Raw genomic sequence first — 26,157 nt, forward strand, 5'->3', positions numbered from 1 at the left:
GCCAGATGCCCGTTAAAGTATTCGCACCGTCCCCCCTCAAGCGCGGAACGTTGCGCGTAATCCCCATTGGTGGGCTCGGCGAAATCGGTCGCAACATGACCTCGTACGAGATCGACGGCAAGATCCTCATTGTCGACTGCGGGGTGCTGTTTCCGGAGGAACATCAGCCGGGAGTTGACCTGATCCTGCCCGATTTCTCGCCGATCCGGGATCGGCTCGCAGACATCGTCGGAGTGGTGCTCACCCACGGTCATGAGGATCACATCGGTGCTGTGCCCTACCTGTTACGCCTGCGTGACGACATCCCCCTCATCGGTTCCACGCTCACGCTCGCCTTCATCGAAGCCAAGCTGAAAGAGCACCGCATCAAGCCGTATACCCTCACGGTCGCGGAGGGCCAGAGCGAGAAGCTCGGTCCGTTCGATCTCGAGTTCATCGCGGTGAACCACTCGATCCCGGACGCGCTCGCGGTTGCGATCAAGACGGACGCGGGCGTTGTTTTGCACACCGGCGATTTCAAGATGGACCAGTTGCCGCTGGATGATCGCATCACCGACCTGCGCGCCTTTGCGCGCCTCGGCGAGGTCGGCGTCGACCTGTTCCTGCCGGACTCGACCAACGCCGACGTGCCCGGGTTTACGGCCAACGAGCGAGACATTGGGCCCGTTCTGGCCGCCGTGATCGCCAAGGCCCCGCGCCGGGTGATTGTCGCGAGTTTCTCCAGTCACGTCCATCGTGTGCAGCAGGTGTTGGATGCCGCGGCGGAGAACAATCGCAAGGTAGTACTCATGGGCCGCTCGATGGTGCGCAACATGGGCATCGCGGCCGATCTCGGGTACCTCAAGGTGCCCACGGGGGTGCTGATCGACGCCAAGAAAGCCGTCGACCTTCCGGACGAACGACTGGTGTACATGAGCACGGGCAGCCAGGGCGAGCCCATGGCCGTGCTCGCACGGATGGCGAACCGTGAGCACCAGATCGAGGTGGGCAAGGGCGACACCGTGATACTCGCGTCGTCGCTCATCCCGGGCAATGAGAACGCCGTCTACCGCGTGATCAACGGGCTGATGAAGCTGGGGGCGAACGTCGTGCACAAGGGCAACGCCAAGGTGCACGTCTCTGGCCACGCGTCCGGAGGCGAGCTGCTCTACGTGTACAACATCCTCAAACCCAAAAACGTGCTGCCCGTCCATGGCGAGCAGCGTCACCTCGTTGCGAACGCGAACCTGGCCATCCAGACCGGTGTGCCGGAAGAGAACACCTTCGTCGTCGAGGATGGCACCGTCATCGACCTGCACGACGGGTACGCCGCGGTGGTGGGTCAGTTGGACCTCGGATTCGTCTATGTCGACGGCTCAAGTGTCGGAGCGATCACCGATGCGGACCTGAAAGACCGGCGCATCCTGTCTGAAGAGGGGTTCATCTCGATCTTCGTCGCGATCGATGCCCAGACCGGACAGGTCATCGTGGGCCCGGAGATCCAGGCGCGGGGATACGCGGAAGACCAGGAGGTGTTCAACACCATTCGCCCGCAAATCATCAAGGCCCTGCAGGATGCCGCGGCGAACGGCACGCGCGACACCCACGGGTTCGCGCAGGTGATCCGCCGCACCGTGGGGCGCTGGGTGAACACGCAGCACCGCCGTCGACCGATGATCATCCCCGTGGTCATCGAGGCGTAAACCTCATCCTCTCGGAGGATGCCGCAGGACGCGGTTCACCTCTAAGCTTCCCTCAGGTATTGCTGGTGATCTGGGGGAAACTGTGGGCGTTACACGAAAATGGGTTTTTCCCATAGTTCGAATTCTGATCTTTGTGGCGATCGCGGCCGCGCTGGTGAAGATCGCGTTTTTTGCCGATCCGACCCTGGACTCCGAGGCGCAGGTGCCCACCGGAGCCGTCGTCGAACCTCAGGTCGCGGCGAGCATCGGCACCATCCTCAACGATGTGAAGGTGCAGGGCACGGTCACGGCGGATGAGGCCCGTCCCATCAAAGCCACCCTGGCCGGGGAGGTCACCGAGATCATCGCCCCGGTGGGCACCACCGTCGCAGTCGACGACAAAGTGTTTGTGATCCGCCAGCCGAACGAGCAGGTGGTGCGCGAAGACGGCACGCTCGCGCCGGTGACCTACAAGACCGCGGTGGTGCGCGCCCCGGCGGCCGGAGTCATTTCCAGCCTGACCGTGATCAAGGGACAGACGGTGGCGGTCGGTGACGAATCCGGCCAGGTCGCACCGCCCAGTTTCAACGTGAGCGCCTCCCTCGCACCGGATCAGTTGTACCGGCTGCTAAATCAACCGACGGAGGCCACGGTCACCGTCATCGGTGGGCCCGCTCCGTTCGTCTGTGGATCGCTCACGATCAGTACCGCGCTCTCGGGCGCAGCCCCTGCGGACAGCTCCGCCGACTCCGCAAGCGCCCCCGCCACGGGCACCACGGTCCGGTGTGCGGTTCCCGCCGAGGTGAAGGTGTTCAACGGCCTACAGGCCGAAATGAGCATCCCCGGTGGCAGCGCAGAAAATATTCTCATGGTGCCGGTCACCTCGGTGGAAGGCATCGCCCAGTCCGGCAATGTCTACATGACGCTTCCGGATGGCTCCACCGAGGTGCGGCCGGTGGTCCTCGGCATCAACGACGGCGAGAACGTCCACGTGGTCTCCGGGCTTGCCGAGGGTGACATGGTGCTCCAATTCGTACCGGGCGCGCCCGCGGCCGAGACCGAAGTGCCGCCAGGTTGTGTTGACCTGGGTGGCGGCGCTTTTTCGTGTGAAGGGTAGTGAGGGCGGTGACCACCTCGATCCTTCGCCTCGACGGCGTCACGCGCACGGTCGAGCTTCCTGATGGGGCGGCACTCGACATCCTGCGCGGCGTCGATCTGGAAGTCTCCGTCGGCGACCACGTGAGTATCGTGGGTCGCTCTGGCTCGGGCAAGACCACCCTGCTCAACCTGCTCGGCCTGCTCGACAAGCCGACGTCGGGGTCGATCTACTTTGACGGTGTTTCCACCGACTCGCTGTCCTCGCGCTCCCGGGATCGCACACGGGGCCGTCACGTCGGCTTCATCTTCCAGCAATTCAACCTTCTCGCCGGGCGCACGGCACTCGAGAATGTTGTCACTCCGCTGCTGTACGCCTCCGGAAAACAGTTCTGGCGACGGGAAAAGCTGGCACTCGAGATGCTCGACCGGGTCGGCCTCGGACATCGAGCCCGATCCATGCCGGAGACACTCTCCGGTGGTGAGCAGCAGCGCGTCGCCATCGCTCGGGCCCTGGTGCGTGGACCGCGGCTCATCCTCGCCGACGAGCCCACCGGAGCCCTCGACATCGAAACGGGGGCGACCGTCATGGCACTGCTCGACGACGTCGCCGAGCAGTCGGGAGCAGCGCTGATCACCATCACGCACGACATCAACGTCGCCGCACTCGCGCGTCGTCACTACCGCCTCGACCGCGGGGTGCTGTCCGCGCTCGCAGAGCTCGGCGGGGCTGCGCTCGGCGCTGCACCCGGCATTGCGTCAGTCGTTTCGCCTCCGGCCGCACTACTGCCGTCGAGCGCTCCGAAGGAGCTTGCCCGATGAGCGTGTGGTCGTCCCTCGTCGGTTCGGTCGTGGAGGCGGCGCAGGAGTTGCGCATCCATCGCACCCGCGTGCTGCTCAGTCTGATCGGTGTGGCGGTCGCGGTCTGCGCGATCAGCTCAGTCGTTGGCCTCGGCGCCATCGCAGAACAAGCCATGCGTGAGCAGAACGAAAAGAACGGTGGACGCGCGGCAACTCTCTATGCCAGCGCGTACTCCTCCGACGGTGCTGTGCTCGACATGGTGGACGTCAGCGCGGCATTCGATGCAGCAGCGACCCGCTACTCCATCGACTACACCTCCCGAAACGCCTACGCGCAGCAGTCCGTGCAGTACGCAGACGGCACCAGCGTGGTGGACACCACCCTTGTAGACATCGACTACGGCACCATGCACCGGGTCGACGTCACCGAGGGCAGCTGGTTCACCGACCTCGACACCCGCCGGCTCGCTCCCGCGCTGGTGATCAACAGCACGGTCTATCAGCGGTTGGGCTCACCCGACCTGTCGACCCATCCCACCCTGCAGCTGAACGCCGACACGGACGTCGTCGGGGTCATCGTGGGCGTGACCCATCGGGCCTACGAGGAGGGCTACGAATCGATGTACATCCTTGCCGACGCCTACACGGCGGTCGCCTCACCTGAGGCGCTCTCGCAGGTGTCCCCGAACTACGAGCTGTGGGTGCCAGAAGATGCCTCCGCCGAGCTGGTTCCGCTCCTTCAGCGCGACATCGCGAGTGCTCTCGGTGAGGGAGTGCAGGTGGACGTCAACCGCCAGGACTACGGCGCCTACGGTGAGCAGGACTTCTTCGGGCCGATCCGTCTGCTCGTCGGGGGAGTCGCAGCGCTGGTTCTATTGCTCGGGGCGCTCGGTCTGGTCAATATTTCCCTGGTCACCGTGCGGCAGCGCGTTCGCGAGATCGGCATTCGCCGAAGTTTCGGGGCGACGGCCGGTCGGGTGTTCTTCGCCGTCATGATGGAGAGCGTGGTCGCGACTCTCGTGGCCGGCGTTTTCGGCGTCGCAGCCGCGGTGGCGATTGTGCAGAACCCCACAGTGCAGGGATGGATAGGCCAGGGTGGGATCACCGACACTCCCGCCTTCCCGCTCGACGCAGCCGTCCTTGGTCTGCTGGCCGCAACCGCCGTGGGCGCACTGGCGGGGCTTCTCCCGGCTCTCGTGGCGGTTCGGGTGCGTGTGATCGACGCGATCCGGTTCTGAGGCTGCAGCTGACACGCGACGGCGGAGACACCGCCCGACACTGGGTCGCGGTAGCGTAGAAGCCATGGCTGAGAGCACCAAGTCGACTTCGCGCGCCCGCACGAGCGCGCCCCGCTCGCGGACCGCTCCGACCAAAAAACTTCCCGCGTCCAAACTGCCTTCCTCGAAGGCCCCGCAGGCTAAAACGCCCTCGGACGAACCCGGGCTCCTTTCCAAGGGGTGGATGTCGCTCGCCCACGTCACCGGCGCCGGGTTCCGTGTCTTCGGACAAGAAAACCTGGCCAAGGAGGAGCGGCGCGATGGGGTGCCGTTTTTCCTGGTGCTGCTTGCCGTGATCGGCGTTGTAGTCGAGTGGTTCAATCCGCTCGACCCGGTTGCCCTCGCCCTCGACGCGTACACCTTCGGAGGGTTGTTCGGCCGAGTGGCCTTTGCCCTGCCGGTGATCATGGTGCTGTTCGCCGGGTGGCTCTTCCGGCATCCCGCGAGCGTTCACGACAACACCCGCATCGGTATTGGCGTCGGCCTGATGATCAGCACGATCTCCGGCATCTGTCACATCTTCGGAGGGCAGCCGCAGCCGGACACCGGAATGGAGCTGCTCGCGCGTTCGGGCGGGTTGGTCGGGTGGGTACTCGCTGCGCCGCTGATCGCGATCGGCACCGCCTGGCTCGCCGCGACCGTCAATATCGTGCTGCTGATCCTCTCGATCTTTATCATCACCAAGACGCCGCCGAATCACATCGGCGCGCGGCTGCACGAGCTATACGCCTACCTGTTTGGTGCTCAACTCCCCGACCGTAATTCGAGCGCCCACAAGTCTGGCAACGACGCCGCCGAGTCGAAGAACGACACGGGCACCCTGAAATTCGCTCCCACCAGCGACCTCGGTCTCGACGATCCCGACCCCGCCAGCCTCCCGTGGTGGCGCCGAAACAAGGGTCGTCGTGAGGACGATCCCGCGTTCGATACTCCTGTCGTCGGCGTGGATCACCCCACCGACGTCGTCGGCCAACCGCACCACAGCAACGCGGCCGACTCCGGTGACTTCGGCATCGAGTTGCTCGAAGAACTCGTGCGCACCGATGACGCCGATGATGACATCGTGGTGTCGTCCGCCGCGGGCGCATCCGCGCGGGGGCTGCAGGAAGACCCTGTGGGCTTGCTGCCCGGCTTCCTCGACAAGGCGAGCGAAAAGGGCAACGCTGGCGAGTTCGAGGCAGCGCAGGCTGCCGGGGCCGGCGGGGGAGCGCGCGGACACGGCTACAACGATGCCCGTGAGGAGCCTGCCGACGGTGTCGACGCACACCGATCCGTCGGATCGTCCCCCGCCTCGAGCGCCCGCCCCGCGGCGAACTACCGGCTCCCTCCGGTCAGCGTCCTGACCCTCGGAACGCCGCCCAAGGCGCGCAGCGCCGCGAACGACGAAGTGGTTGCGGCCATCACCGAGGTGCTTACCCAGTTCCAGGTCGACGCGAGGGTCACGGGGCTCAGCCGTGGACCGTCGGTGACCCGCTACGAGGTCGAACTCGGGCCCGGGGTCAAGGTGGAGCGCGTCACAGCGCTCGCCCGCAATATCAGCTACGCAGTGGCGAGCAACGAGGTCAACATCCTCTCCCCGATCCCCGGCAAGAGCGCGATCGGCGTGGAGATCCCGAACAAGGACCGCGAAATTGTGTCCCTCGGCGATGTGCTCCGCTCCGGGGCATCCACCAAAAGCATCCATCCCATGACGATCGGTCTCGGCAAAGACGTCGAAGGAGGATTCGTCGTCGCGAACCTCGCGAAGATGCCGCACCTCTTGGTCGCGGGCTCCACCGGATCCGGAAAGTCGAGCTTCGTCAACTCGATGATCACCTCGCTGCTGATGCGCGCGAAGCCTGCCGAGGTGAGGATGGTACTGATCGACCCGAAGCGGGTGGAGCTCTCCATCTACGAGGGAGTTCCCCATCTCATCACCCCGATCATCACGAACCCGAAGAAGGCTGCTGAGGCGCTGCAGTGGGTCGTTAAAGAGATGGACATGCGTTACGACGACCTGGCGGGCTTCGGGTTCCGACACATCGACGACTTCAACCGTGCCGTCGTCGCCAACGAGATCGTGCTGCCGGTCGGCAGCGAGCGCGTCCTCAAGCCATATCCCTACCTCCTCGTGGTGGTTGACGAGCTCGCCGACCTGATGATGGTTGCCCCGCGCGACGTCGAAGACTCGATCGTGCGCATCACGCAGCTGGCCCGTGCATCAGGGATCCACCTCGTCCTCGCGACCCAGCGGCCGTCGGTCGACGTCGTCACCGGGTTGATCAAGGCGAACGTGCCCTCCCGCCTCGCCTTCGCGGTGAGCAGCATGACCGACTCCCGGGTCATCCTCGACCAGCCGGGAGCCGAAAAGCTCATCGGCCAGGGCGACGGCCTGTTCCTGCCCATGGGTGCGGGTAAGGCGATCCGGGTGCAGGGCGCCTGGGTGACCGAGGCCGAAATCACGACCGTCGTCAAGCACGTCACCGATCAGGCGCGCCCCGAGTACCGTCGGGATGTCGCCGCCGAGGTGGTGCACAAGCAGATCGATGCCGACATCGGAGACGACCTCGAGCTGCTGCTGGCTGCGGCCGAGCTCATCGTGAGCACCCAGTTCGGTTCGACCTCGATGCTGCAGCGCAAGTTGCGGGTGGGGTTCGCGAAGGCCGGTCGACTGATGGACCTGCTCGAGTCCCGGGAGATCGTTGGGCCAAGCGAGGGCTCAAAGGCCCGGGATGTAATGGTGACCGTGGAACAGCTTCCCGGCGTGCTGGCCCGGCTGCGGGGCGCCGACGCACCTGCGGCCGCCGCCGCACCGTCCGGGTCCGCCGCATCGCCAAGCGCACATCGCGAGCCGTCTCACGACGCGGTTGAGAACATGATGAGCGGATACGATGAGGTGGAAGGCGACCAGGACGAGGACGCCTGGGGCCTCACCGGCAGGGAGTAGACACTGTGGCGACACCCACCAACGGGCAGGCACCGACTGCTCCGTCGAACTCTTTCCGCGGCCGTGTTCTGAGCCGCGGCACCACTCCCGCGAGCGTTGCGAACATCGCCAACATCATCACGGTCATTCGCATCCTTCTCGCGCCGCTCTTCATCTGGATGTTGCTCGCTGATGACGGCGAAATGGGCCCGCTGCGTTGGGCCGCCGCGATCCTGTTCATCGTGGCAATCGCCACCGACAGTCTCGACGGTCAGCTGGCCCGAGGGCGCAACCTGGTCACGAATGTCGGCATCATTCTCGATCCGATCGCGGACAAGGTGCTCATCGGGGGCGCGTTGGTGACCCTGTCAATCCTCGGGGAGCTGTGGTGGTGGGTGACCATCGTCATCATGGTGCGCGAGCTCGGCATCACCCTGTTCCGCTTCGCCGTGCTCTCGAAGAGCGTTATCCCCGCGTCCAAGGGCGGCAAGCTCAAGACGGTTGTGCAGTCGGTGGCCATCGCGCTGTACCTGGTGCCGCTGGCGACCATCCTCGGTGACTGGATGCTCGTGGTCAACGCGGTGGTTATGGGCGTTGCCCTCTTCCTCACGGTGTACAGCGGCATCGATTACCTCGTCCAGGCGCGTCGCGTGAACCGCAAGACCGTGTGATGGATGCCGCGGTGGAGCTCGTCGCTGAGCTCCAGAGCCGGCACCTCACTCTTGCGGTGGCGGAGTCACTCACCGGCGGCCTGCTCGCGGCAGCTATCGTCGCCGTGCCTGGCGCCTCCACGGTCTTCTCCGGCGGCGTTGTGGCGTACAACACCGCATTGAAGCGGTCGATTCTTCAGGTGGATGCCGCGTTGCTCGAGCACCACGGGCCGGTCCATCCTGATGTGGCAGCCCAGATGGCGCTGGGCGTGCGGGAGGCTCTCGCCATTGACGGCGTGCGTGCTGGCGTCGGTGTCGCGACGACCGGCGTCGCTGGGCCCGGGCCGCAGGACGGCCACCCAGCGGGCACGGCCTACGTCGCCGTGGCGCTCGGAGAGAATGTGCAGACCCTGAGACTTTCCTTACAAGGTGACCGCGGGGCCATCCGATCGGCGGTGGTGAGCGAATCATTGGAACTACTACGAAGGATGTTGCGCGCAGACGGGCAATAGCCGACGAGAGAAGATGTGCCTCCCCTGATGGGAATAAGGCTCGTTTCGATCTCGTTACAGATACAGAATTAACAAGCGCCACACAGATTGAACTGGTTAGAGTTTTCGCACGTGGGGGATAGTAGTCTTATCCACTCACAGCACGACCTGACAGGGCAATCGGTCAACAAGGAGGGTCCAATGGTTCTAGTACGTCAAGAAATCGGTGACGTTCTCCGTGACTTCCGTCTGCAAAAAGGCCGCACCCTTCGTCAGGTTGCGAGCAAGGCGAGTGTCGCGTTGGGCTACCTGAGCGAGGTGGAGCGCGGCCAGAAGGAAGCGAGTTCCGAGATCCTCGCGTCGGTTGCCGACGCGCTGGAGACGCCCATTTCCGTGATCATGCGAGAGGTCGGCGACCGTATCGCCGTCATCGAAGGCCTCAACCGCATCCCCGACACCGTGCCGGACGACCTCGTGTCCGGCTTCGACGCGGACCTGCTGGTTCGGTAACTCAGCGTCTCCGCCCCTTAGCCTTATCCCCATAACCTCATCGGGTGTGTGTACCCGTCCAGACGAAATGCCCCCGATTCGTCGGGGGCATTTCTCGTCTGTCGGCGACTCATGTCACCTTTCGTCTCGGTCGCGAACGACCAGCGTGGGTAGCGGGGTAGCGTTAACCCGTGCGATTGAGTGAATTTTGGCTGGCCATGGCGGATGAGTTCGGTGAAGCCTACGGGCGGGTGCTGGCGAGAGATTCAGTCCTCGAAGAAATCGGGGGCATGACCCCCGAACAGGCGATCAAGGCCGGCGTTCCCGTCCGGGCGATCTGGCTTGCGATCTGTAAGTCTTCCGGTGTTCCCGCCGAGCGGTGGTACGGAGTCGGACAACGCGAGCCGAAAAAATAGCAACACTCCGACGCTAACTATCGAACACACCTTCGTATCGGCGTACACTCCTTCATAGCGGTTCTTTTCGTCGAGTTATGCACCAGACGCGTACGCCACCCGGCCTCTGTCGGGGGCTCCGCGTACTGTCGCATCTGTCAGCGAAAGCCGCTACAACAGCCTTTGTCGGGAGGCTGTGTGCCTTGTTTCATCGGCCACAGCGGAGCGACAGCCTATGGGGCGCAGAACACTCTACGAAGGAGCCAGCAATGCCATCAGTTGCAGATCGCGAGAAATCGCTTGAGACAGCACTTGCCCAGATCGATCGCCAGTTTGGTAAGGGCTCCGTTATGCGCCTCGGGAGCGACGACCGTGCACCGGTCGAAGTAATTCCCACCGGGTCGATCGCCTTGGACGTCGCCCTCGGCATAGGCGGGCTTCCCCGCGGCCGAATCGTAGAGATCTACGGGCCGGAGTCGTCGGGTAAAACCACGCTCACCCTGCATGCCATTGCCAATGCCCAGCGCGCGGGAGGCATCGCTGCGTTCATCGACGCCGAGCACGCCCTCGACCCCGAGTACGCCAAGAAGCTTGGGGTCGACATCGACTCCCTGCTTGTGTCTCAGCCGGACACCGGTGAACAAGCCCTGGAGATTGCGGACATGCTCGTGCGCAGCGGATCGATCGACCTGATTGTGATCGACTCCGTCGCCGCCCTGGTTCCCCGCGCCGAGATCGAGGGCGAGATGGGTGACACCCACGTCGGTCTTCAGGCCCGCCTGATGTCGCAGGCCCTGCGTAAGCTCACCGGTGGTCTGAGCCAGACCAACACCACGATGATTTTCATCAACCAGCTCCGCGAGAAGATCGGTGTCTTCTTCGGAAGCCCGGAGACCACCGCGGGCGGCAAGGCGCTGAAGTTCTACGCTTCGGTTCGCCTGGACATCCGCCGTATCGAAACGCTCAAGGACGGCACTGAGGCCGTGGGTAACCGCACCCGGGTAAAGGTCGTCAAGAACAAGATGGCGCCGCCGTTCAAGCAGGCCGAGTTCGACATCCTCTACGGCATCGGAATTTCGCGCGAGGGCAGCTTGATCGACTTTGGTGTCGAGCACGAGATTGTTCGCAAGTCCGGGGCCTGGTACACCTACGAGGGCGACCAGCTCGGCCAGGGTAAGGAGAACTCGCGCAAGTTCCTTCTCGACAACCCGGCTATTGCGCTCGACATCGAACACCGCATCATGTTGAAGCTGGGAGTGGGCGCCGAGGCCAAGGCAGCTCTCGCTCTCGCGGCGAAGGCAACGGCCGACGCGATCGCCGCTGGCGAACCGCTGCCTGAGCCTGCCGTTGTTGCTCCCGTTGTGAAGAAAATCTCCACCCGAAAGGTGGCGAGCTAACGATGACTGACTCCGGTGGTCCCTTGGCCCGGGTGAGCTATCTACCCGGTGCCAACCGACCACCGGAGCAGGCAGCTTCCCCCGCCAGCCCTGCGAAGAGCCGCCGTGCTCCGGGTCCAGGCGCCTCAGGTGCCGATGCCTCAGGTGCCGATACCTCAGGTGCCGATACCTCAGGTGCCGATACCTCAGGTGCCGATACTCCGCGGGCAGATGCCCCACGTGGCGCTACTCCAGGTGCCGACACCCGCGATGACGACGGCTGGTACGTCGAGCCATCTGCTGCGCCCGTGCGGCGAGGCCCCACGTTTGTCCCGACCGTAGTTTCAGATGCCTCCGCAGCTTCACGTGCCACCGGGGCCGCAGATGTCACTGGGGCCGCAGAAGCGGCGGTGTCGCCGCGCGAATCGCCCGCGATGAAGAAGATGCGGGCTCTGGTGGAGGCTGCGGCGGACAGCGCGGAGCACAGGCCCGCGGGTCGTGAGCGCCGCCCCTACGGACAGAAGTCGTACGCCGAAGACCCCATAGAGGCCGACGATGCCCCGCTCAGTGCTGCCGAGATGGCCGCGCGCGCCGAGCGAGTGAGCATGAGCGCGCTCACGCGCAAGGGGATGTCCTCCTGGGAGATGGCGGAGCGCCTCCGGTCTCAGGATCTCGACGCGGAGACCGTTGCAAATGAGGTCGCACGCCTTGAGGGCGTTGGCCTGCTCAATGATTTCGAACTTGCCGAAACCCTGGTGCGCACGCTCCAAGACAGGAAGGGCCTCGGACGCAGTGGTATCACGGCCGAGTTGCGTCGTCGTCACGTCGAGCAATCGGCGATCGACGAGGCGCTGGAAGCACTCGACTCGGACGACGAGACTGCGCGGGCTCTCGAGATCGCTCTCAAGCGCGCACCCCAGCTGCGCTCGCTCGACAGTGCAACCGCCCACCGCCGCCTGAGCGCGTTTTTGATGCGCAAGGGATATTCGGGGTCGGCCATCTCCGCGGCAGTTGCGGGTGCGCTGGAGCCAGGACGCGGGCCGCGCTTCCGTTGACTTGGGCGGCGTGTGCGCTGACTCGGACTGAGTGACCCAGACAGCGTTTGTGCGCCGTCGGGCACCGTGGTTCGGTGCTGGCGAACTGCGCCGCGATCTACACTTGGTGAACCATGACTCTTCTCGCTCCGGCCCCCGTCACCACCGCGCAACGTACGTACGAAGTGCGCACCTACGGCTGCCAGATGAACGTCCACGACTCGGAGCGCCTCAGCGGTTCGCTTGAGGCTGCGGGCTACGTGCGTGCCGATGGAGGCCAAGCCGACGTTGTGGTCATCAACACCTGCGCCGTGCGGGAGAACGCCGACAACAAGCTGTACGGCAACCTCGGCATGCTTGCGTCGGTGAAGAAAACGCACGAGGGAATGCAGATCGCCGTCGGCGGCTGCCTCGCGCAGAAAGACAAGTCGACGATCCTCGCCAAAGCGCCGTGGGTGGACGTTGTTTTCGGCACCCACAACATGGGCGCGTTGCCGACGCTGCTCGAGCGGGCCCGCCACAACGGCGAGGCGCAGCTCGAAATTCTTGAGTCACTCGAGGTGTTCCCGTCGACGCTGCCCACCCGGCGGGAATCGACCTACAGCGGTTGGGTATCCATTTCGGTCGGCTGCAACAACACGTGCACCTTCTGCATCGTGCCGGCGCTGCGCGGCAAGGAGAAGGACCGTCGTCCCGGCGACGTGCTGGCTGAGATCCAGGCGCTGGTGGACGACGGCGCCATCGAGGTGACGCTGCTCGGACAGAACGTCAACTCCTACGGCGTCGAGTTCGGCGATCGTCTCGCTTTCGGCAAGCTCCTCCGCGCCGCAGGCACAATCGAGGGTCTTGAGCGTATCCGCTTCACGAGTCCGCACCCCGCCGCGTTTACCGACGACGTTATCGATGCAATGGCGGATACGCCGTCCGTCGCTCCGCAGCTCCACATGCCTCTGCAGTCCGGCTCTGACCGCATCCTCAAGGCGATGCGCCGGAGTTACCGCTCGGAGAAGTTCCTCGGCATTCTGGACCGCGTGCGGGCCAAGATCCCTCACGCGGCGATCAGCACCGACATCATCGTCGGTTTCCCCGGGGAAACGGAGGAGGATTTCCTGGAGACCATGCGCGTAGTCCGCGCTGCGCGATTCGCCACAGCCTTCACGTTCCAGTACTCGATCCGGGAGGGAACCCCGGCCGCAACCATGCCTGACCAGGTGCCGAAGGCCGTTGTACAGGAGCGCTTCGAACGCCTGATGGCTCTTCAGGACGAAATCTCCTGGGAAGAGAACAAGAAACTCATCGGTCACGACGTCGCCGTGCTCGTCTCGGCAGACGAGGGGAAAAAGCATGCGGCCACCAACCGCCTGTCTGGGCGTGCGGAAGATTCTCGGCTGGTGCACTTCGACGTGCCGGCCGGCAGCATGATTCCGCGCCCGGGTGACGTCGTCACCGTGGCCATCAGCCAGGCTGCGCCGTTCCACCTCATCGCAGACTCAACGGACGGCTCGGCCCTGCGCATCCGCCGCACCCGTGCCGGTGACGCCTGGGACAGGGCGGAGGCCGCTAGTTGCGGCGTGCCTGCGCCGGCGTCAGGAGCGCCAGCAGAGCCGGGGCGGGTGTCGCTCGGGCTCCCGACGCTGCGCATCGGTACGTCTCCGATCTACGACCTGAACGACGGCCTGCGCTAACGCCGTGCTTGTCGCGATCGTTGGTGCGACGGGCACCGGTAAGTCCGCACTGTCACTGGACATCGCGTCATCTCTCGCGGAGCGCGGTCGTGCCGCCGAGATTGTGAACGCGGATGCAATGCAGCTGTACCGCGGAATGGACATCGGCACGGCGAAATTGCCGGTGAGCATGCGCCGCGGCATCCCGCATCATATGTTTGATGTCCTGTCTGTCGCGGACGAGGCGAGCGTCGCCGACTACCAAACCAAAGCTCGCGCGGCGATCGCTGATGTCCAGTCTCGTGGCGCGGTGCCGATTCTGGTGGGCGGGTCCGGCCTGTACGTGTCGAGCGTGCTCTACGACTTCCGGTTTCCCGGCACAGACCCCGTGATTCGCGAGCGCCTGGAACAGGAGCTGGTGGAGCGCGGACCCGGAGCGCTGCACCAGCGGCTCAAACTGCTCGACGCAGACGCCGCGAACGCGATCGGACCGAGCAACGGGCGAAGACTGGTGCGCGCGCTCGAGGTCATCGAGATCACCGGTGAGCCGTTCGGCTCGGGGCTGCCGGACGAATCGTCGTTCAGCCAGCCGACTACGGTCATCGGGGTGTCCGCGCCGCGTCCGATCCTCGTCGACCGGCTGGACGCTCGTGTTCGCCAGATGTGGGAGGACGGCCTCCTCGACGAAGTGGAACGCATCGGCGCCGCCACCATGGGAGTCACCGCCAGTCGGGCGATCGGGTACGCGCAGGCAATTGCCCAGATTGACGGGCGGATGCCGGGTGCCGAGGCTATCGAGCAGACTGCAGCATTGACCCGGCGGTACGCCCGCAGGCAGGTTGGCTGGTTCCGTCGGTACCCAGCAACGACCTGGGTGGACTCTGACGACCCGCTTCGCCTTCAGGTATCGCTCGATAGAATCGGGTTGTGAGTACAACACTGCGTTTCACCAAAGGCCACGGCACGGGCAACGATTTTGTGCTGTTTTCTGACCCGGACGGTGTCATCAACCTCACTCCGGACCAGATTGCGGCCATCGCGGACCGCCACTTTGGGGTGGGTGGCGACGGGGTGATCCGTGCGGTGCGGTCGCGTCACATCGCCGACGGCGCTGCGGCCCTCGCCGAGGATGACTCCGCGGAGTGGTTCATGGACTATCACAACGCCGATGGCAGCGTTGCAGAAATGTGCGGCAACGGAATCCGGGTGTTTGCCCGTTACCTCTTCGAAAACGGACTAGCCGAGCTGGCCGACGGCGACACGATGGCGATCGGCACGCGCGGCGGCGTGCGCGACCTGCAGCGCAACCTGACCGGATTCCAGGTGGACCTCGGCCGGTGGCGTCTGGCCGGAGGAGAGCCGCTCGTTCGGGCACGCAACCTCAAGGTGGGCCGCCCGGGGCTCGGAATTGACGTCGGCAACCCGCACGTTGTTGTCGCCCTCGCGAGCGACGAGGAGCTCGACACCGCCGACCTGAGCTACATCCCGCACCTTGATCCGGAACCTGCCGACGGCGCGAACGTTGAGTTCGTGGTTCCCGCCGACCCGATGGTCAAAAATGGCGTCGGCTACATCCGTATGCGGGTGCACGAACGGGGGAGTGGGGAGACCCTGTCCTGCGGTACCGGGGCGGCCGCGGCTGCCCTCGCGGTGCGGCACTGGGCCGGCGCTGGCGCCCCGAACCAGTGGAGCGTTCAGGTTCCCGGTGGCACTGTGGGGGTGCGCATGTTCCCGACCGAGGACGGCGAGCATGTATCACTCAGCGGTCCCGCCGAGCTGGTGTTCGAGGGCGACCTGTCGGTCTGACCCGCCGGGAGACGGAGCGCCGGTTGCCGCTAACCCCGGTGAGCACGCAGGACTCGGAAGCCCTTGCTGATGTTTTCACGGGTGAAGGAGAACTCGTCCCCGAATGTTTCCTCCATCCAGCGGTGGAGCGAATCGGAGCCGAGGTTGCGCTGCACAACCAGCCAGGCGTCAGCGTCCGGCTCAAGCCTCGCCATCCACTTTTCGAGCATTCCGTGCAGCACTACTTTGCCTACCCTGATGGGCGGGTTTGACCAGATCGTTCCGAAAGAGATGTCGTCAGGAACATTTTCGGGCCGCACGGCGTTCACATTAGTAAGGCCGAGCGTTTCAGCATTCCGTCGCACGAGGTCCAGCGCGCGTTCGTTGACGTCCACGGCCCACACGGTCGCCAGCGGGGATTGCAGCGCGAGGGTCAGCGCTATTGGTCCCCATCCGCACCCGAGATCCAAAAGGTCTCCCTCTGATGGGGGTGCGGGAACACTGCCGAGCAGCACCTGAGTGCCCAGATCGATCCGCTCGGGGCTGAAGATTCCACCGGCGGTGGTGAGCTCGTACTCCGTGCCATTGAGGCGGGCATGAAACTGCCGGAGCTTGGCCTCACTCTCTGGGGTGGAGGAGAAGTAGTGCTCATTGACCATCTAGAGAACTTACCGAAACTAGAAGCTAGGGTTTAACCAAATGACCAACGACACACAGAACGACCACAAAACGAACCAGCCCGACGACGCCGTCGGCCGCGTTCTCGCACGCGATGATGCGCGCTCCTCCGGCTATACCGTGTTCGGTTCTGGGCGAGCCGACGCTCTTCAGGCTGACTCCCACTACGAGGGCGACCGCGACGGCGACCAATTCGATCGTGAGGACCGCGCAGCGTTGCGGCGTGTGCAGGGCCTGTCCACCGAGTTGCAGGATGTCACGGAGGTTGAGTACCGCCAGCTCCGCCTCGAGAACGTGGTGCTGATCGGTATCTACGCGGGCAACGTCACCGAGGCGGAGAACTCTCTCCGGGAGCTTGCCGCCCTGGCGGAGACCGCGGGTGCGCAGGTGCTTGACGGGCTGCTGCAGCGACGCCCCAACCCCGACCCGAGCACTTACCTTGGTCGGGGTAAGGCACAGGAACTCAAGGGCATCGTCGCCGCGCTCGGCGCGGATACCGTCATTGCGGACTCCGAGCTGGCCCCCAGCCAGCGCCGTGCGTTGGAAGACGTCGTCGGCGTCAAGGTGATCGACCGTACCGCCGTCATCCTCGACATCTTCAGCCAGCACGCAAAGAGCCGTGAGGGTAAGGCGCAGGTGGAGTTGGCTCAGCTTGAGTACCTGCTGCCCCGTCTGCGCGGTTGGGGTGAATCGATGTCCCGACAGGCCGGTGGCCAGGTCGGCGGAGCCGGAGCGGGCATGGGTAGCCGTGGACCGGGTGAGACCAAGATCGAACTGGATCGCCGCCGCATTCACACTCGGATGTCCAAGCTGCGCAAGCAGATCAAGGGATACGCGCCGGCGCGGGAGGCGAAGCGGGCAAACCGCAACCGCTTTGACGTTCCCAGCGTCGCCATCGCGGGATACACAAACGCCGGCAAGTCGTCGCTGCTCAACCGCGTCACATCCGCCGGGGTCTTGGTGGAAAATGCGCTTTTTGCCACGCTGGATGCCACGGTGCGCAAGTCCGTCACCGAGCAAGGAATTCCGTTCACCTTCACCGACACTGTCGGGTTCGTACGCAACCTGCCTCACCAGCTGGTCGAGGCGTTCCGGTCGACGCTCGAGGAGATCGGCGAATCCGACGTGGTCGTCCATGTTGTCGACGGTTCGCATCCGGATCCAGGCAGCCAGTTGGCCACCGTACGCGACGTGATCGGTGAGGTCGGGGCTCGCGATATCCCCGAGATAGTGGTGTTCAACAAAAGCGACCTGGTAGATGACAACACGCGGCTCCTGTTGCGTGGACTTGAGCCCACAGGCATTTTCGTGTCCGCTCGCACCGGTGAGGGCATCGAGGAGCTTCTCGCGCGCATTGCTGCGGAGGTCCCGGCACCGCAGGTCGAGATGACCCTCCTCGTTCCGTATGACCGCGGCGAAGTGATCTCACGACTCCACGTGGGTGGGCGGGTGTTGGCGACCGAGTACCTCGAAGAGGGAACGCGCGTCGTCGCGCTGGTTCATCCGCAGAACGTCGAGGCGCTCACCGGCTTTGCCGACGCGGCCAGGGTGCACGCGAGCGCCTGACTCACGCGCTCGACCAAAAAGAACCGCGCACGGCAGCTGCCGTGCGCGGTTCTTTTGTCGATGTTTTACTCGCGTCTGGTGCCCGTCGCGTCTGGGACAGACGCGCGTCAGACGACGAGGCTTTCGTTAGATCGAACGGAGAACCGCGACAACCTTGCCGAGCACAACCGCGTGATCGCCAACAATCGGCTCGAAGTTGGTGTTGCGCGGCAGCAGCCAAGTGTGGCCGTCGCGCTGGCGGAAGACTTTCACCGTGGCTTCGTCGTCGAGCATCGCGGCAACGATGTCACCGTTCTCAGCCGTCTGCTGCTGGCGAACCACCACCCAATCCCCATCGCAGATCGCAGCGTCGATCATTGACTCACCAACGACCTTCAACATGAACAGCTCGCCCTTGCCGACGAGCTGGCGCGGCAACGGGAAGATCTCGTCGATTTGCTGCTCTGCGGTTATGGGCACACCGGCGGCAATGCGGCCGACGAGCGGCACCATTGCAGCGTCGCCGATTGAGGGTGTTGTGTCAGCGGTGACTTCGGACGGCTGGAGGTCGATCAATATCTCGATCGCACGAGGCCGATTCGGGTCACGGCGGAGGTAGCCGCTCAACTCGAGCTGACCCAGCTGGTGCGTGACGCTGGAGAGCGACGAAAGTCCGACCGCATCGCCGATCTCGCGCATGCTCGGTGGGTATCCGCGTGTGGTCACCGACCGCTGGATGGCTTCGAGGATCGCCCGCTGCTTATCGCTGAGGCTCTTGCGGCGTCGCGTCGCCGGGCGTTCGCCCCGGGCCGAAACTGTGTCATCCATGGTTCTCCAGAAATGTCGGTGGTGTCTGGTTGAGTCAATTCCAGACAATCGAAACTGTATCCACTTCACACGCGAATAGAAACACCCGTTCGAGTGTGTCGCAAAGAAATTCGTCAGAATCTTCGAATTCTTGTTGAAATCTGGCACAATCGAAGATACGTTCGGTATAAAGCTTCGCATCCGGCGCTCCCGGCCGAGCGCCGGATGCGGATTACACAGACAGTACGAATCGCAGCGTAGGGCCGATCACAGCACCACCGCAGTACCCATCACTACCGCAGTACCCATCACTACCGCAGTACCCATCACCAAGTACGCAGCACCCAGTTCTCGAGGAGACGACATGAGCATCACAGTCAAGACAGGCAGCCAGGAGTTCGCAGCCCGCCCGACCGCTCCGCGTTTGCGCATTACCGCGCGCGGCCGCGCTGTACTGACGGCGGTGGTGGCGCTCCCCGTCGTGGTTCTGATCGTTCTGATGGCGCTCAACGGCGGCGGAGCGATTGCCACCGGTTCCGCTCCGTCAGAGCCACTGCAGTCGGTCACGGTGATGGCCGGCGATTCCCTCTGGGACCTGGCCGAGGACATTGCGCCAGAAGCCGATCCCCGCGAGGTCATCGCCGACCTTGTATCGCTCAACACCCTCGTGTCCGCGGAGGTGCGACCCGGGCAGCAGCTCGATGTCCCGCGGGAATACAGCAACCACTAGAGGCACCTTAAGATTGGTCAGTGACCTCTCTCGCTGACCTACCCATTCGTGATGATCTCCGTGGACTGACGCCATATGGTGCCCCGCAGAAATCCGTTCGTATCGCTCTGAACGTCAACGAGAACACCCATCCGATCCCTGAGGCTGTCGCGCAGAGCATCGTGGAGGCCCTGGCCGCGGCGATACTCCAGGTAAACCGCTATCCCGATCGCGAATTCGTAATCCTCCGAGACAGCCTCGCGAATTACCTGGGTCACGGCTTGACGCGTGACAACGTCTGGGCCGCCAACGGGTCCAACGAGGTTCTCCAACAGATTCTCCAGGCCTTTGGTGGACCGGGCCGGACTGTCCTCGGATTTCCCCCCACCTATTCGATGCACTCGATCATCGCGTCGGGCACTGGTACGCGGTGGGTCGAGGGAACCCGTGATGACGAGTATCGAATCTCGCCAGAGACCGCCGTGCGGTGGGTCACGGAAACGAGCCCGGACGTCATCTTCTTCTGCTCACCCAACAATCCCACCGGCACGCCATTGTCGCTTGAGACAATCGCCGCCGCCTATGACGCGACCGACGGCATGGTGGTTGTCGACGAGGCCTACGCGGAGTTCGCCCAAGACGGTCTCCCCACGGCGCTGAGTCTCCTGGCGGGCAGGGAGCGGCTGATCGTCTCGCGCACCATGAGCAAGGCATTCGCCTTCGCGGGCGCGCGGGTTGGATACATGGCGTCGCACCCGTCGGTCACGGATGCGATGCGACTCGTACGTCTGCCGTACCACCTCTCCGCTTTGACTCAGGCGGCTGCGGTTGCAGCGCTCGCACACACGCCGGAGATGCTCGCGATGGTCGACGACATCAGAACCCAGCGAGACCGGCTCCTCGTGGAGCTGCCCAAGCTGGGCTACACGGTGCACGACAGTGCGTCAAACTTCGTGCTGTTCGGCGGGGTTTCCGACCCGCACGCTCTGTTTGAGCGCTTGCTGGAGGATGACATCATCATCCGTGACCTGAGTATCGAGGGTCACCTGCGTGTCACCGCTGGCACAGAAGCGGAGACCACGGCGTTCCTCGACGCGCTCGGTAGGATTGCACGATGACGACGACACGCACCGCGCACATCAAGCGTGACACCAGCGAGTCGAGCATCGATCTGACGATCGACCTCGACGGGAGTGGGCAATCGTCCATCAGTACCTCCGTACCGTTCTTCGATCACATGCTGACGGCCTTCGCCAAGCACGCGTTGGTAGATCTGACGGTGGTTTCGACCGGTGACACCGAAATCGACGTTCACCACACGGTGGAAGACACCGGCATCGTACTCGGCAAGGCAATAGCGCAGGCGCTCGGCGACAAGACCGGGATCTCCCGGTTTGGCGACGCTCTGGTACCCCTCGATGATGCGCTCGCGCAAGCGGTCGTCGATGTCTCCGGTCGTCCGTACCTCGTGCACACCGGTGAACCGGCAGGTTTCGAATTGCACCTCATCGGTGGCCACTTCACGGGGTCGATGGTGCGTCACGTCTTCGAGGCGATTGCCTTCCACGCCGGGCTGACGGTGCACGTCACAGTCCTGGCTGGCAGAGACCCGCACCACATCGCAGAGGCTGAGTTCAAGGCTTTTGCGCGCGCCTTCCGTCAGGCCGTAGCGCGTGACGAGCGCGTATCCGGTGTGCCGTCGACCAAAGGAGCGTTGTAGGTATGGCCGCACCCTCCGTTGTTGTACTCGACTACGGTTCGGGCAACGTTCACTCCGCAGCGAAAGCACTCGAGGCGGCGGGCGCTCGGGTAGAGCTGACGGCCGACCGCGATCGGGTTGCTGCGGCAGACGGTTTGCTCGTTCCCGGTGTCGGTGCCTTCTCGGCCGTGATGAATTCGTTGAACGCTGCGCGCGGGGCTGAGTTGATCGACCGGCGCCTCGCCGGTGGTCGGCCGGTTCTCGGTATCTGCGTAGGGATGCAGGTGATGTTTGAGGGCGGTGTCGAGCGTGGGAACAGCACGCCGGGATTGGGGGAGTGGCCCGGAGTTGTCAGCCAACTCGAAGCCCCGATTCTTCCGCACATGGGTTGGAATACCGTCGATGCGCCTGAGGACTCGCGACTATTCGAAGGTCTCCGCGATGAGCGCTTCTATTTCGTGCACTCTTTTGCCGCGCAGCAGTGGACGCTCGACGTCCTCCCTCCGTTTCCCGTGCCGCGCCTTACCTGGGCAGAACACGGTTCGCGGTTCCTCGCGGCAGTGGAAAACGGGTACCTGTCGGCAACCCAGTTCCACCCCGAAAAATCTGGAGCGGCTGGTATCCAGCTGCTGCGCAACTGGATCGGCACCCTCTAAGCCTGATCCCTTGATTCGGGCCGCCAAATGTGGGCTACTATCGGATGTTTGTTTGCCGCACCCGCCTGCGCGCCCCGAGAAAGAACGTGAATGAGCGAGTTCAACAGAACCCCCGGCCTGACCCTACTGCCTGCCGTCGACGTCGCCGGAGGCAAGGCCGTGCGCCTAACCCAGGGTGAAGCCGGCACAGAGACCAACTACGGTGACCCCGTCGATGCCGCGGGAGAGTGGGTCGACCAGGGCGCGGAGTGGATCCACCTCGTCGACCTCGACGCCGCCTTCGGTCGTGGTGACAACCACTCCGTCATCCGCAAGGTGATCCGTAACACCCCCAGGAACGTCAACATCGAGCTATCCGGTGGAATCCGCGATGACGCGAGCCTCGCTGCCGCGCTGGCAACGGGTGCAAAGCGCATCAACCTGGGTACGGCCGCGCTGGAGAATCCCGAGTGGGCCGCGCACGTCATCTCCGAGTACGGCGAGGCCATCGCCGTCGGCATGGACGTGCGTGGAACGACTTTGGCTGCTCGGGGCTGGACCAAGGAGGGCGGCAACCTGTGGATCGTTCTGGACCGCCTTGAAGAAGCCGGGTGCTGCCGGTATGTGGTGACCGACGTCACCAAAGACGGCACGCTCAACGGGCCGAATATCGACCTGCTGCGCCAGGTTATGGAACGCACCGACCGCCCTGTGATTGCCTCGGGTGGCGTGTCCAGCCTCGACGACATCGCCGAACTCCGCACCCTTGTTCCTCAGGGCCTTGAGGGCGCGATCGTGGGTAAGGCGCTCTATGCTGGCGCGTTCACCCTCGCAGAGGCACTGGACGTTGCCAACGCCTGATGGCAGGCACAGACTCTGCCGGTGTCCCGTGGGAGGGGCGCGCCTTCGAACACAATCCCGGCTCGGACGATGACGGTTCCGCTCCCGAGCGTCTTGTGGAGGCATTGCGTCGATTCCGCAGCCGCGAGCTGGGCGAAGCCGAAGTAGTCGCCGCCCTGCGTGAATCGCGACTGCTGATTCCGCTGGTGGCGGTGCTCGGCGAGGCGGGTCAGAACGACAGCGGGCAGATTGTTGATAAAACCCAGGAGTTGTCGATCGTGACCGTCGCTGGTCCAGACGGCCGAACGGTGATGCCCGTGTTCACCTCGGTAGCCGCGATGGCCGCCTGGAACCCGCGCGCGCGCCCTGTTCCTGCGGACGCGGTGCGGGTCGCGCTTGCGGCCGCCAGTGAGGGGACCGAGCTTGTTGTGCTCGATCCGACTTCGTCGACGGAATTTGTGCTGCGACGCCCCGCTTTGTGGGCGATCGCCCAGGGGCGTCCCTGGCGTCCGTGCTACCTCGATGAAGAGGTGCTCGATGAGTTCCTTCGGTCGGCCGAGCCGGAAGACTCGGTGGTCGCGGTTCAGCTTTCCTCGAACGATCCGGACGCGCGCCTGGCCGGTGCTGAGTTGCTGGTGCACCTTAGCCTGATGGATGGGTTGGACCGCAAGGCCCTGGCGGAATTGCTTGAACGCCTAGGCAAGCGCTGGGGTGAGAATGAGATAATCGCACTACGTGTGGATTCCATGCGCGTGCAATTGGCGGCTACATCCTGACCCCACCCGAGGAGATCCGGTATGAAAGCTCTTGCGATTTTTTTTGCGTCCTTCGTCCTTGTCGTACTCGCGGGATGTACCGCCTCCAGCGCGGTCCTCGATACAGCTCTGGTGCCGGCGGCCAGTCAAAGTGTCAGCCTCTCGGTGAACGGACAGGCCCGATCAGTGACATTCCGGGCTCCCGAACGAGAGCCGGGCACGTTGCTGCCCGTGATCGTTGCTCTCCACGGCCTCGGAGGAACAGCCCAGAACTTCGAGGACTACACGGGACTCAGCGATAACGCCAGCAGGGATGGATATATTGCGGTCTACCCCGACGGGTCGCCGATTGCCGACAAACGTCAGGCCTGGAACGCCGGCGAGTGCTGCAACTCTCCGGGGAGGACACCTCAGGATGATGTCGCGTTGCTCAGCCGCATCTTCGACCAGGTCGAGCAATACGGAGGCGATCCCGCCCGCATCTACGTCGTCGGTTTCTCTAACGGCGGGATGTTGAGCTACCGGGCAGCGTGCGACCTGGGTGACCGTGTGGCCGGCATCGCGGTGGTTGGCGGAGCGTTCAACGTCACCGATTGCCGTTCGACCAATCCCATCCCCGTCGTGATAATCCACGGCACCGGAGACACGACCGTTCCCTATCTGGGCGGCAGGACGGATGAGGCAGCCGAGGCGGGCCTGAACCCCGTCGACAACGCGTCCGTCTGGGACGCGATGGAGTACTGGCTCGCGCGCAACGACTGCTCCTTCGACGCGACAGAGACCGGCTGGAACCTGACGTCGATCGAGACCTTCGACGATTGCGCGCCGGGTGCGTCAGTGGCCGTGTACACCATTGATGGCGGCGGACACGTGTGGCCGGACGCAAAAGCTCCGGTTGACGCGACACGGGTCATACTCGAGTCGTTCATTCGCTGAGGCTGAGACAACCTGAGCTAGCACTGAGCTAAATCAACATCGAGCTGAATCAACATTGAACTGAACCAACAGCGAACTGAGCCTGAAACGAGCTAGTTAACCGGGCCAGTCCACTTCTCTCCGGGACCCTTGCCCGGTGCGTCCGGGAACGAGGATGCTTCGCGGAATGCGAGCTGCACTGTCCGCAACCCGTCGCGAAGCGCGAGCGCATGGTGGTCGCCCAGCTCGGGAGCGCTCGCGGTCACCAGACCGGCGAGGGCGTTGATCAGCTTGCGAGCCTCATCGAGGTCCAGCTGCGCGTCTGGATCTTCGGCGAGGCCGAGTTTGACAGCCGCCGCACTGAGGAGGTGGATCGCCACGGTGTTGATTACCTCGATGGCAGGAACCTCCGCGATGTCGCGGATCTGGTCGGGCTCGCTCATATCTAATTCCTCTGCTAGTGTTGTCGAGGCTCCGGGAGGTTCTCCTCCCGGTACGAAAGTGGAGATTCTCCCACCCGTTCACCGCTTCTCAAGGTTACCGGGTAGTCGCACCCCGCCGGCGCGTGTCGAAAGACGCTCGCAGGTAGCTAGGGTGTGTGGTGCTTAGCGCATCCGGATTCCCTCTTACGTCGCCGCCCCGCACCGCAGGGCAGTGTGGCTCAAACCGTAAGTAGAGGAGAAACGCATCAGCGATCCCCGTACCAATGACCGAATCCGCGTTCCGGAGGTCCGTCTTGTCGGCCCCATGGGCGAGCAGGTCGGTGTTGTCCGCATCGAAGACGCACTTCGTTTGGCTCAAGAGGCCGACCTGGATTTGGTTGAGGTTGCTCCCAACTCCAAGCCGCCCGTCGCGAAGATCATGGACTTCGGCAAGTTCAAGTACGAAACGGCGCAGAAGGCGAAAGAAGCCCGGCGCAACCAGGCAAACACGGTCTTGAAAGAGGTCCGTTTCCGCCTCAAAATCGACAAGCACGACTACGAGACGAAGCGCAAGCGCGCCGAGGGCTTTCTTCAGGCTGGCGACAAGGTCAAAGCAATGATCCTGTTCCGCGGTCGCGAGCAGTCCCGCCCCGATCAGGGTGTGCGACTTCTGCAGCGTTTTGCGGAAGACGTTTCGGAGTTTGGCGTAGTCGAGTCAAACCCGACCATTGACGGTCGCAACATGGTTATGGTCATCGGCCCGCTGAAAAACAAGGCGGAGGCGAAGGCGGAAGCCGAAGCGCGACGCGTTGCAAACAAGCCCGCTAAAACAGCGGCTGTTGAACCCCAGGATTCATCGGCGGAAACACCGGCCGAGGTAGCACCAACGAAAGAGGAAACAGATGCCTAAGCAGAAGACCCACTCGGGCGCCAAGAAGCGGTTCAAGGTGACCGGCTCGGGCAAGATCATGAAGCAGTCGGCCGGTATGCGACACAACCTGGAGAAGAAGTCCTCCGAGGTAACCCGTCGTCTCAACATGGACCAGACTCTGGCTCCTGCAGACGCCAAGGGCGTCAAGAAGCTTCTCGGCAAGTACGGAAAATAAGGGTTTAGGTAAATAGATCATGGCAAGAGTAAAAAGGGCGGTTAACGCCCACAAGAAGCGTCGCGTAATCCTCGAGCGGGCGAAGGGCTACCGCGGTCAGCGTTCGCGCCTGTACCGCAAGGCCAAGGAGCAGGTCACTCACTCCTTCGTTTACTCGTTCCGCGACCGCCGAGCGAAGAAGGGCGAGTTCCGTCGCCTCTGGATCCAGCGCATCAACGCTGCATCGCGTGCAAACGGCCTGACCTACAACCGCCTCATCCAGGGCTTGAACCTGGCCGGCATCGAGGTTGACCGTCGTATCCTCGCCGACATTGCGATCACCGACCCCGCCACGTTCACGGCGATCGTTGCATCCGCGAAGGCGGCTCTTCCTGCCGACACCTCGGCTCCGAAGGTCACTGCGGCGTAAGCCACAAAGATTCT

At 63.9% G+C, this 26,157-nt stretch carries 28 protein-coding genes; 25 read left to right on the forward strand and 3 right to left on the reverse strand.

Translation table 11 applies throughout. The annotated features are described in order from the left end of the window. Positions 1-5 precede the first annotated feature (5 nt). From B0I08_RS05745 to dapF, 14 genes are all read left to right on the forward strand, one after another. Positions 6-1,682, forward strand: a complete 1,677-nt coding sequence (locus B0I08_RS05745; protein WP_106210696.1) for a ribonuclease J — start codon at positions 6-8, stop codon at positions 1,680-1,682. A gap of 133 nt (positions 1,683-1,815) precedes the next feature. After that, a complete protein-coding gene (locus tag B0I08_RS05750) occupies positions 1,816-2,778 on the forward strand; it encodes an efflux RND transporter periplasmic adaptor subunit (RefSeq protein WP_181243249.1) in 963 nt (320 codons plus the stop codon). An 8-nt stretch (positions 2,779-2,786) separates the two neighbouring features. After that, positions 2,787-3,578 (forward strand): ABC transporter ATP-binding protein, encoded by a 792-nt coding sequence (locus B0I08_RS05755; RefSeq protein WP_245884604.1) that lies wholly within the window; start codon positions 2,787-2,789, stop codon positions 3,576-3,578. Further along, the gene (locus B0I08_RS05760) at positions 3,575-4,795 is read left to right on the forward strand and encodes an ABC transporter permease (protein WP_106210698.1); all 1,221 of its coding nucleotides are present in this window, start codon (positions 3,575-3,577) and stop codon (positions 4,793-4,795) included. The genes B0I08_RS05755 and B0I08_RS05760 overlap by 4 nt, the downstream gene beginning before the upstream one ends. Positions 4,796-4,859: 64 nt before the next feature. Next, a complete protein-coding gene (locus tag B0I08_RS05765; RefSeq protein WP_106210700.1) occupies positions 4,860-7,760 on the forward strand; it encodes an FtsK/SpoIIIE family DNA translocase in 2,901 nt (966 codons plus the stop codon). Positions 7,761-7,765: 5 nt separating this feature from the next. Further along, entirely contained in the window at positions 7,766-8,410 is a 645-nt protein-coding gene (pgsA, locus tag B0I08_RS05770) for a CDP-diacylglycerol--glycerol-3-phosphate 3-phosphatidyltransferase (protein WP_106210702.1), read from the forward strand. 11 nt (positions 8,411-8,421) lie between these two features. After that, on the forward strand, positions 8,422-8,901 hold the full coding sequence (locus B0I08_RS05775) for a CinA family protein (protein WP_342748156.1): 480 nt from the start codon (positions 8,422-8,424) through the stop codon (positions 8,899-8,901). A 180-nt stretch (positions 8,902-9,081) separates the two neighbouring features. After that, the gene (locus B0I08_RS05780) at positions 9,082-9,390 is read left to right on the forward strand and encodes a helix-turn-helix domain-containing protein (protein WP_106210704.1); all 309 of its coding nucleotides are present in this window, start codon (positions 9,082-9,084) and stop codon (positions 9,388-9,390) included. Between the two features lie 170 nt (positions 9,391-9,560). After that, entirely contained in the window at positions 9,561-9,785 is a 225-nt protein-coding gene (locus B0I08_RS05785) for a DUF3046 domain-containing protein (RefSeq protein WP_106210706.1), read from the forward strand. A gap of 248 nt (positions 9,786-10,033) precedes the next feature. After that, complete coding sequence (gene recA, locus B0I08_RS05790) at positions 10,034-11,161, forward strand: recombinase RecA (RefSeq protein WP_106210708.1); 1,128 nt, start codon at positions 10,034-10,036, stop codon at positions 11,159-11,161. 389 nt (positions 11,162-11,550) lie between these two features. Continuing rightward, positions 11,551-12,195: a regulatory protein RecX gene (locus tag B0I08_RS05795; RefSeq protein ID WP_245884607.1), complete on the forward strand. Its 645-nt coding sequence runs from the start codon at positions 11,551-11,553 to the stop codon at positions 12,193-12,195. Between the two features lie 113 nt (positions 12,196-12,308). Next, a complete protein-coding gene (gene miaB, locus B0I08_RS05800) occupies positions 12,309-13,859 on the forward strand; it encodes a tRNA (N6-isopentenyl adenosine(37)-C2)-methylthiotransferase MiaB (protein WP_106210710.1) in 1,551 nt (516 codons plus the stop codon). 4 nt (positions 13,860-13,863) lie between these two features. Next, positions 13,864-14,769, forward strand: a complete 906-nt coding sequence (gene miaA / locus B0I08_RS05805; protein WP_106210712.1) for a tRNA (adenosine(37)-N6)-dimethylallyltransferase MiaA — start codon at positions 13,864-13,866, stop codon at positions 14,767-14,769. After that, positions 14,766-15,644: a diaminopimelate epimerase gene (dapF, locus tag B0I08_RS05810; RefSeq protein WP_106210714.1), complete on the forward strand. Its 879-nt coding sequence runs from the start codon at positions 14,766-14,768 to the stop codon at positions 15,642-15,644. The genes miaA and dapF overlap by 4 nt, the downstream gene beginning before the upstream one ends. Before the next feature lie 29 nt (positions 15,645-15,673). Here the strand turns inward: dapF and B0I08_RS05815 are convergent, their stop codons facing one another. Further along, positions 15,674-16,282: a class I SAM-dependent methyltransferase gene (locus B0I08_RS05815; RefSeq protein WP_106210715.1), complete on the reverse strand. Its 609-nt coding sequence runs from the start codon at positions 16,280-16,282 to the stop codon at positions 15,674-15,676. 40 nt (positions 16,283-16,322) lie between these two features. Here B0I08_RS05815 and hflX point away from each other — a divergent pair, with 40 nt between their 5' ends. Further along, positions 16,323-17,867, forward strand: coding sequence for a GTPase HflX (hflX, locus tag B0I08_RS05820; protein ID WP_106210717.1), 1,545 nt, complete (start codon positions 16,323-16,325; stop codon positions 17,865-17,867). 126 nt (positions 17,868-17,993) lie between these two features. On the opposite strand, the gene lexA is transcribed toward hflX, so the two are convergent. Next, positions 17,994-18,674 (reverse strand): transcriptional repressor LexA, encoded by a 681-nt coding sequence (gene lexA / locus B0I08_RS05825; RefSeq protein ID WP_106210719.1) that lies wholly within the window; start codon positions 18,672-18,674, stop codon positions 17,994-17,996. Between the two features lie 343 nt (positions 18,675-19,017). Here lexA and B0I08_RS05830 point away from each other — a divergent pair, with 343 nt between their 5' ends. The 7 genes from B0I08_RS05830 (at position 19,018) to B0I08_RS05860 (ending at position 24,227) form a co-directional block, all read left to right on the forward strand. Next, positions 19,018-19,383 (forward strand): LysM peptidoglycan-binding domain-containing protein, encoded by a 366-nt coding sequence (locus B0I08_RS05830; protein ID WP_106210721.1) that lies wholly within the window; start codon positions 19,018-19,020, stop codon positions 19,381-19,383. Between the two features lie 20 nt (positions 19,384-19,403). After that, positions 19,404-20,480, forward strand: coding sequence for a histidinol-phosphate transaminase (locus B0I08_RS05835; RefSeq protein ID WP_106210723.1), 1,077 nt, complete (start codon positions 19,404-19,406; stop codon positions 20,478-20,480). Then, complete coding sequence (gene hisB / locus B0I08_RS05840) at positions 20,477-21,082, forward strand: imidazoleglycerol-phosphate dehydratase HisB (protein ID WP_106210725.1); 606 nt, start codon at positions 20,477-20,479, stop codon at positions 21,080-21,082. Before B0I08_RS05835 ends, hisB begins: the two co-directional genes overlap by 4 nt. Positions 21,083-21,084: 2 nt before the next feature. Beyond that, the gene (gene hisH, locus B0I08_RS05845; protein WP_106210727.1) at positions 21,085-21,717 is read left to right on the forward strand and encodes an imidazole glycerol phosphate synthase subunit HisH; all 633 of its coding nucleotides are present in this window, start codon (positions 21,085-21,087) and stop codon (positions 21,715-21,717) included. Between the two features lie 90 nt (positions 21,718-21,807). Further along, a complete protein-coding gene (gene priA, locus B0I08_RS05850) occupies positions 21,808-22,557 on the forward strand; it encodes a bifunctional 1-(5-phosphoribosyl)-5-((5-phosphoribosylamino)methylideneamino)imidazole-4-carboxamide isomerase/phosphoribosylanthranilate isomerase PriA (protein ID WP_106210729.1) in 750 nt (249 codons plus the stop codon). Then, complete coding sequence (locus tag B0I08_RS05855; protein WP_106210730.1) at positions 22,557-23,312, forward strand: SseB family protein; 756 nt, start codon at positions 22,557-22,559, stop codon at positions 23,310-23,312. Before priA ends, B0I08_RS05855 begins: the two co-directional genes overlap by 1 nt. Positions 23,313-23,333: 21 nt before the next feature. Continuing rightward, the gene (locus B0I08_RS05860) at positions 23,334-24,227 is read left to right on the forward strand and encodes a CE1 family esterase (RefSeq protein WP_106210732.1); all 894 of its coding nucleotides are present in this window, start codon (positions 23,334-23,336) and stop codon (positions 24,225-24,227) included. A 92-nt stretch (positions 24,228-24,319) separates the two neighbouring features. On the opposite strand, the gene B0I08_RS05865 is transcribed toward B0I08_RS05860, so the two are convergent. Continuing rightward, a complete protein-coding gene (locus B0I08_RS05865; protein ID WP_106210733.1) occupies positions 24,320-24,649 on the reverse strand; it encodes a DUF1844 domain-containing protein in 330 nt (109 codons plus the stop codon). A 304-nt stretch (positions 24,650-24,953) separates the two neighbouring features. Here B0I08_RS05865 and infC point away from each other — a divergent pair, with 304 nt between their 5' ends. The 3 genes from infC to rplT are packed head-to-tail and all read left to right on the forward strand — an operon-like array spanning position 24,954 to position 26,143. Next, positions 24,954-25,538, forward strand: a complete 585-nt coding sequence (gene infC / locus B0I08_RS05870) for a translation initiation factor IF-3 (RefSeq protein ID WP_245884610.1) — start codon at positions 24,954-24,956, stop codon at positions 25,536-25,538. Beyond that, a complete protein-coding gene (rpmI, locus tag B0I08_RS05875; RefSeq protein ID WP_106210737.1) occupies positions 25,531-25,734 on the forward strand; it encodes a 50S ribosomal protein L35 in 204 nt (67 codons plus the stop codon). Before infC ends, rpmI begins: the two co-directional genes overlap by 8 nt. A gap of 19 nt (positions 25,735-25,753) precedes the next feature. Next, a complete protein-coding gene (rplT, locus tag B0I08_RS05880; RefSeq protein ID WP_106210739.1) occupies positions 25,754-26,143 on the forward strand; it encodes a 50S ribosomal protein L20 in 390 nt (129 codons plus the stop codon). The last annotated feature ends 14 nt before the right edge of the window (positions 26,144-26,157 follow it).

Origin of the sequence: Glaciihabitans tibetensis, assembly GCF_003003265.1 — a bacterium.
Lineage (GTDB): Bacteria > Actinomycetota > Actinomycetes > Actinomycetales > Microbacteriaceae > Glaciihabitans > Glaciihabitans tibetensis.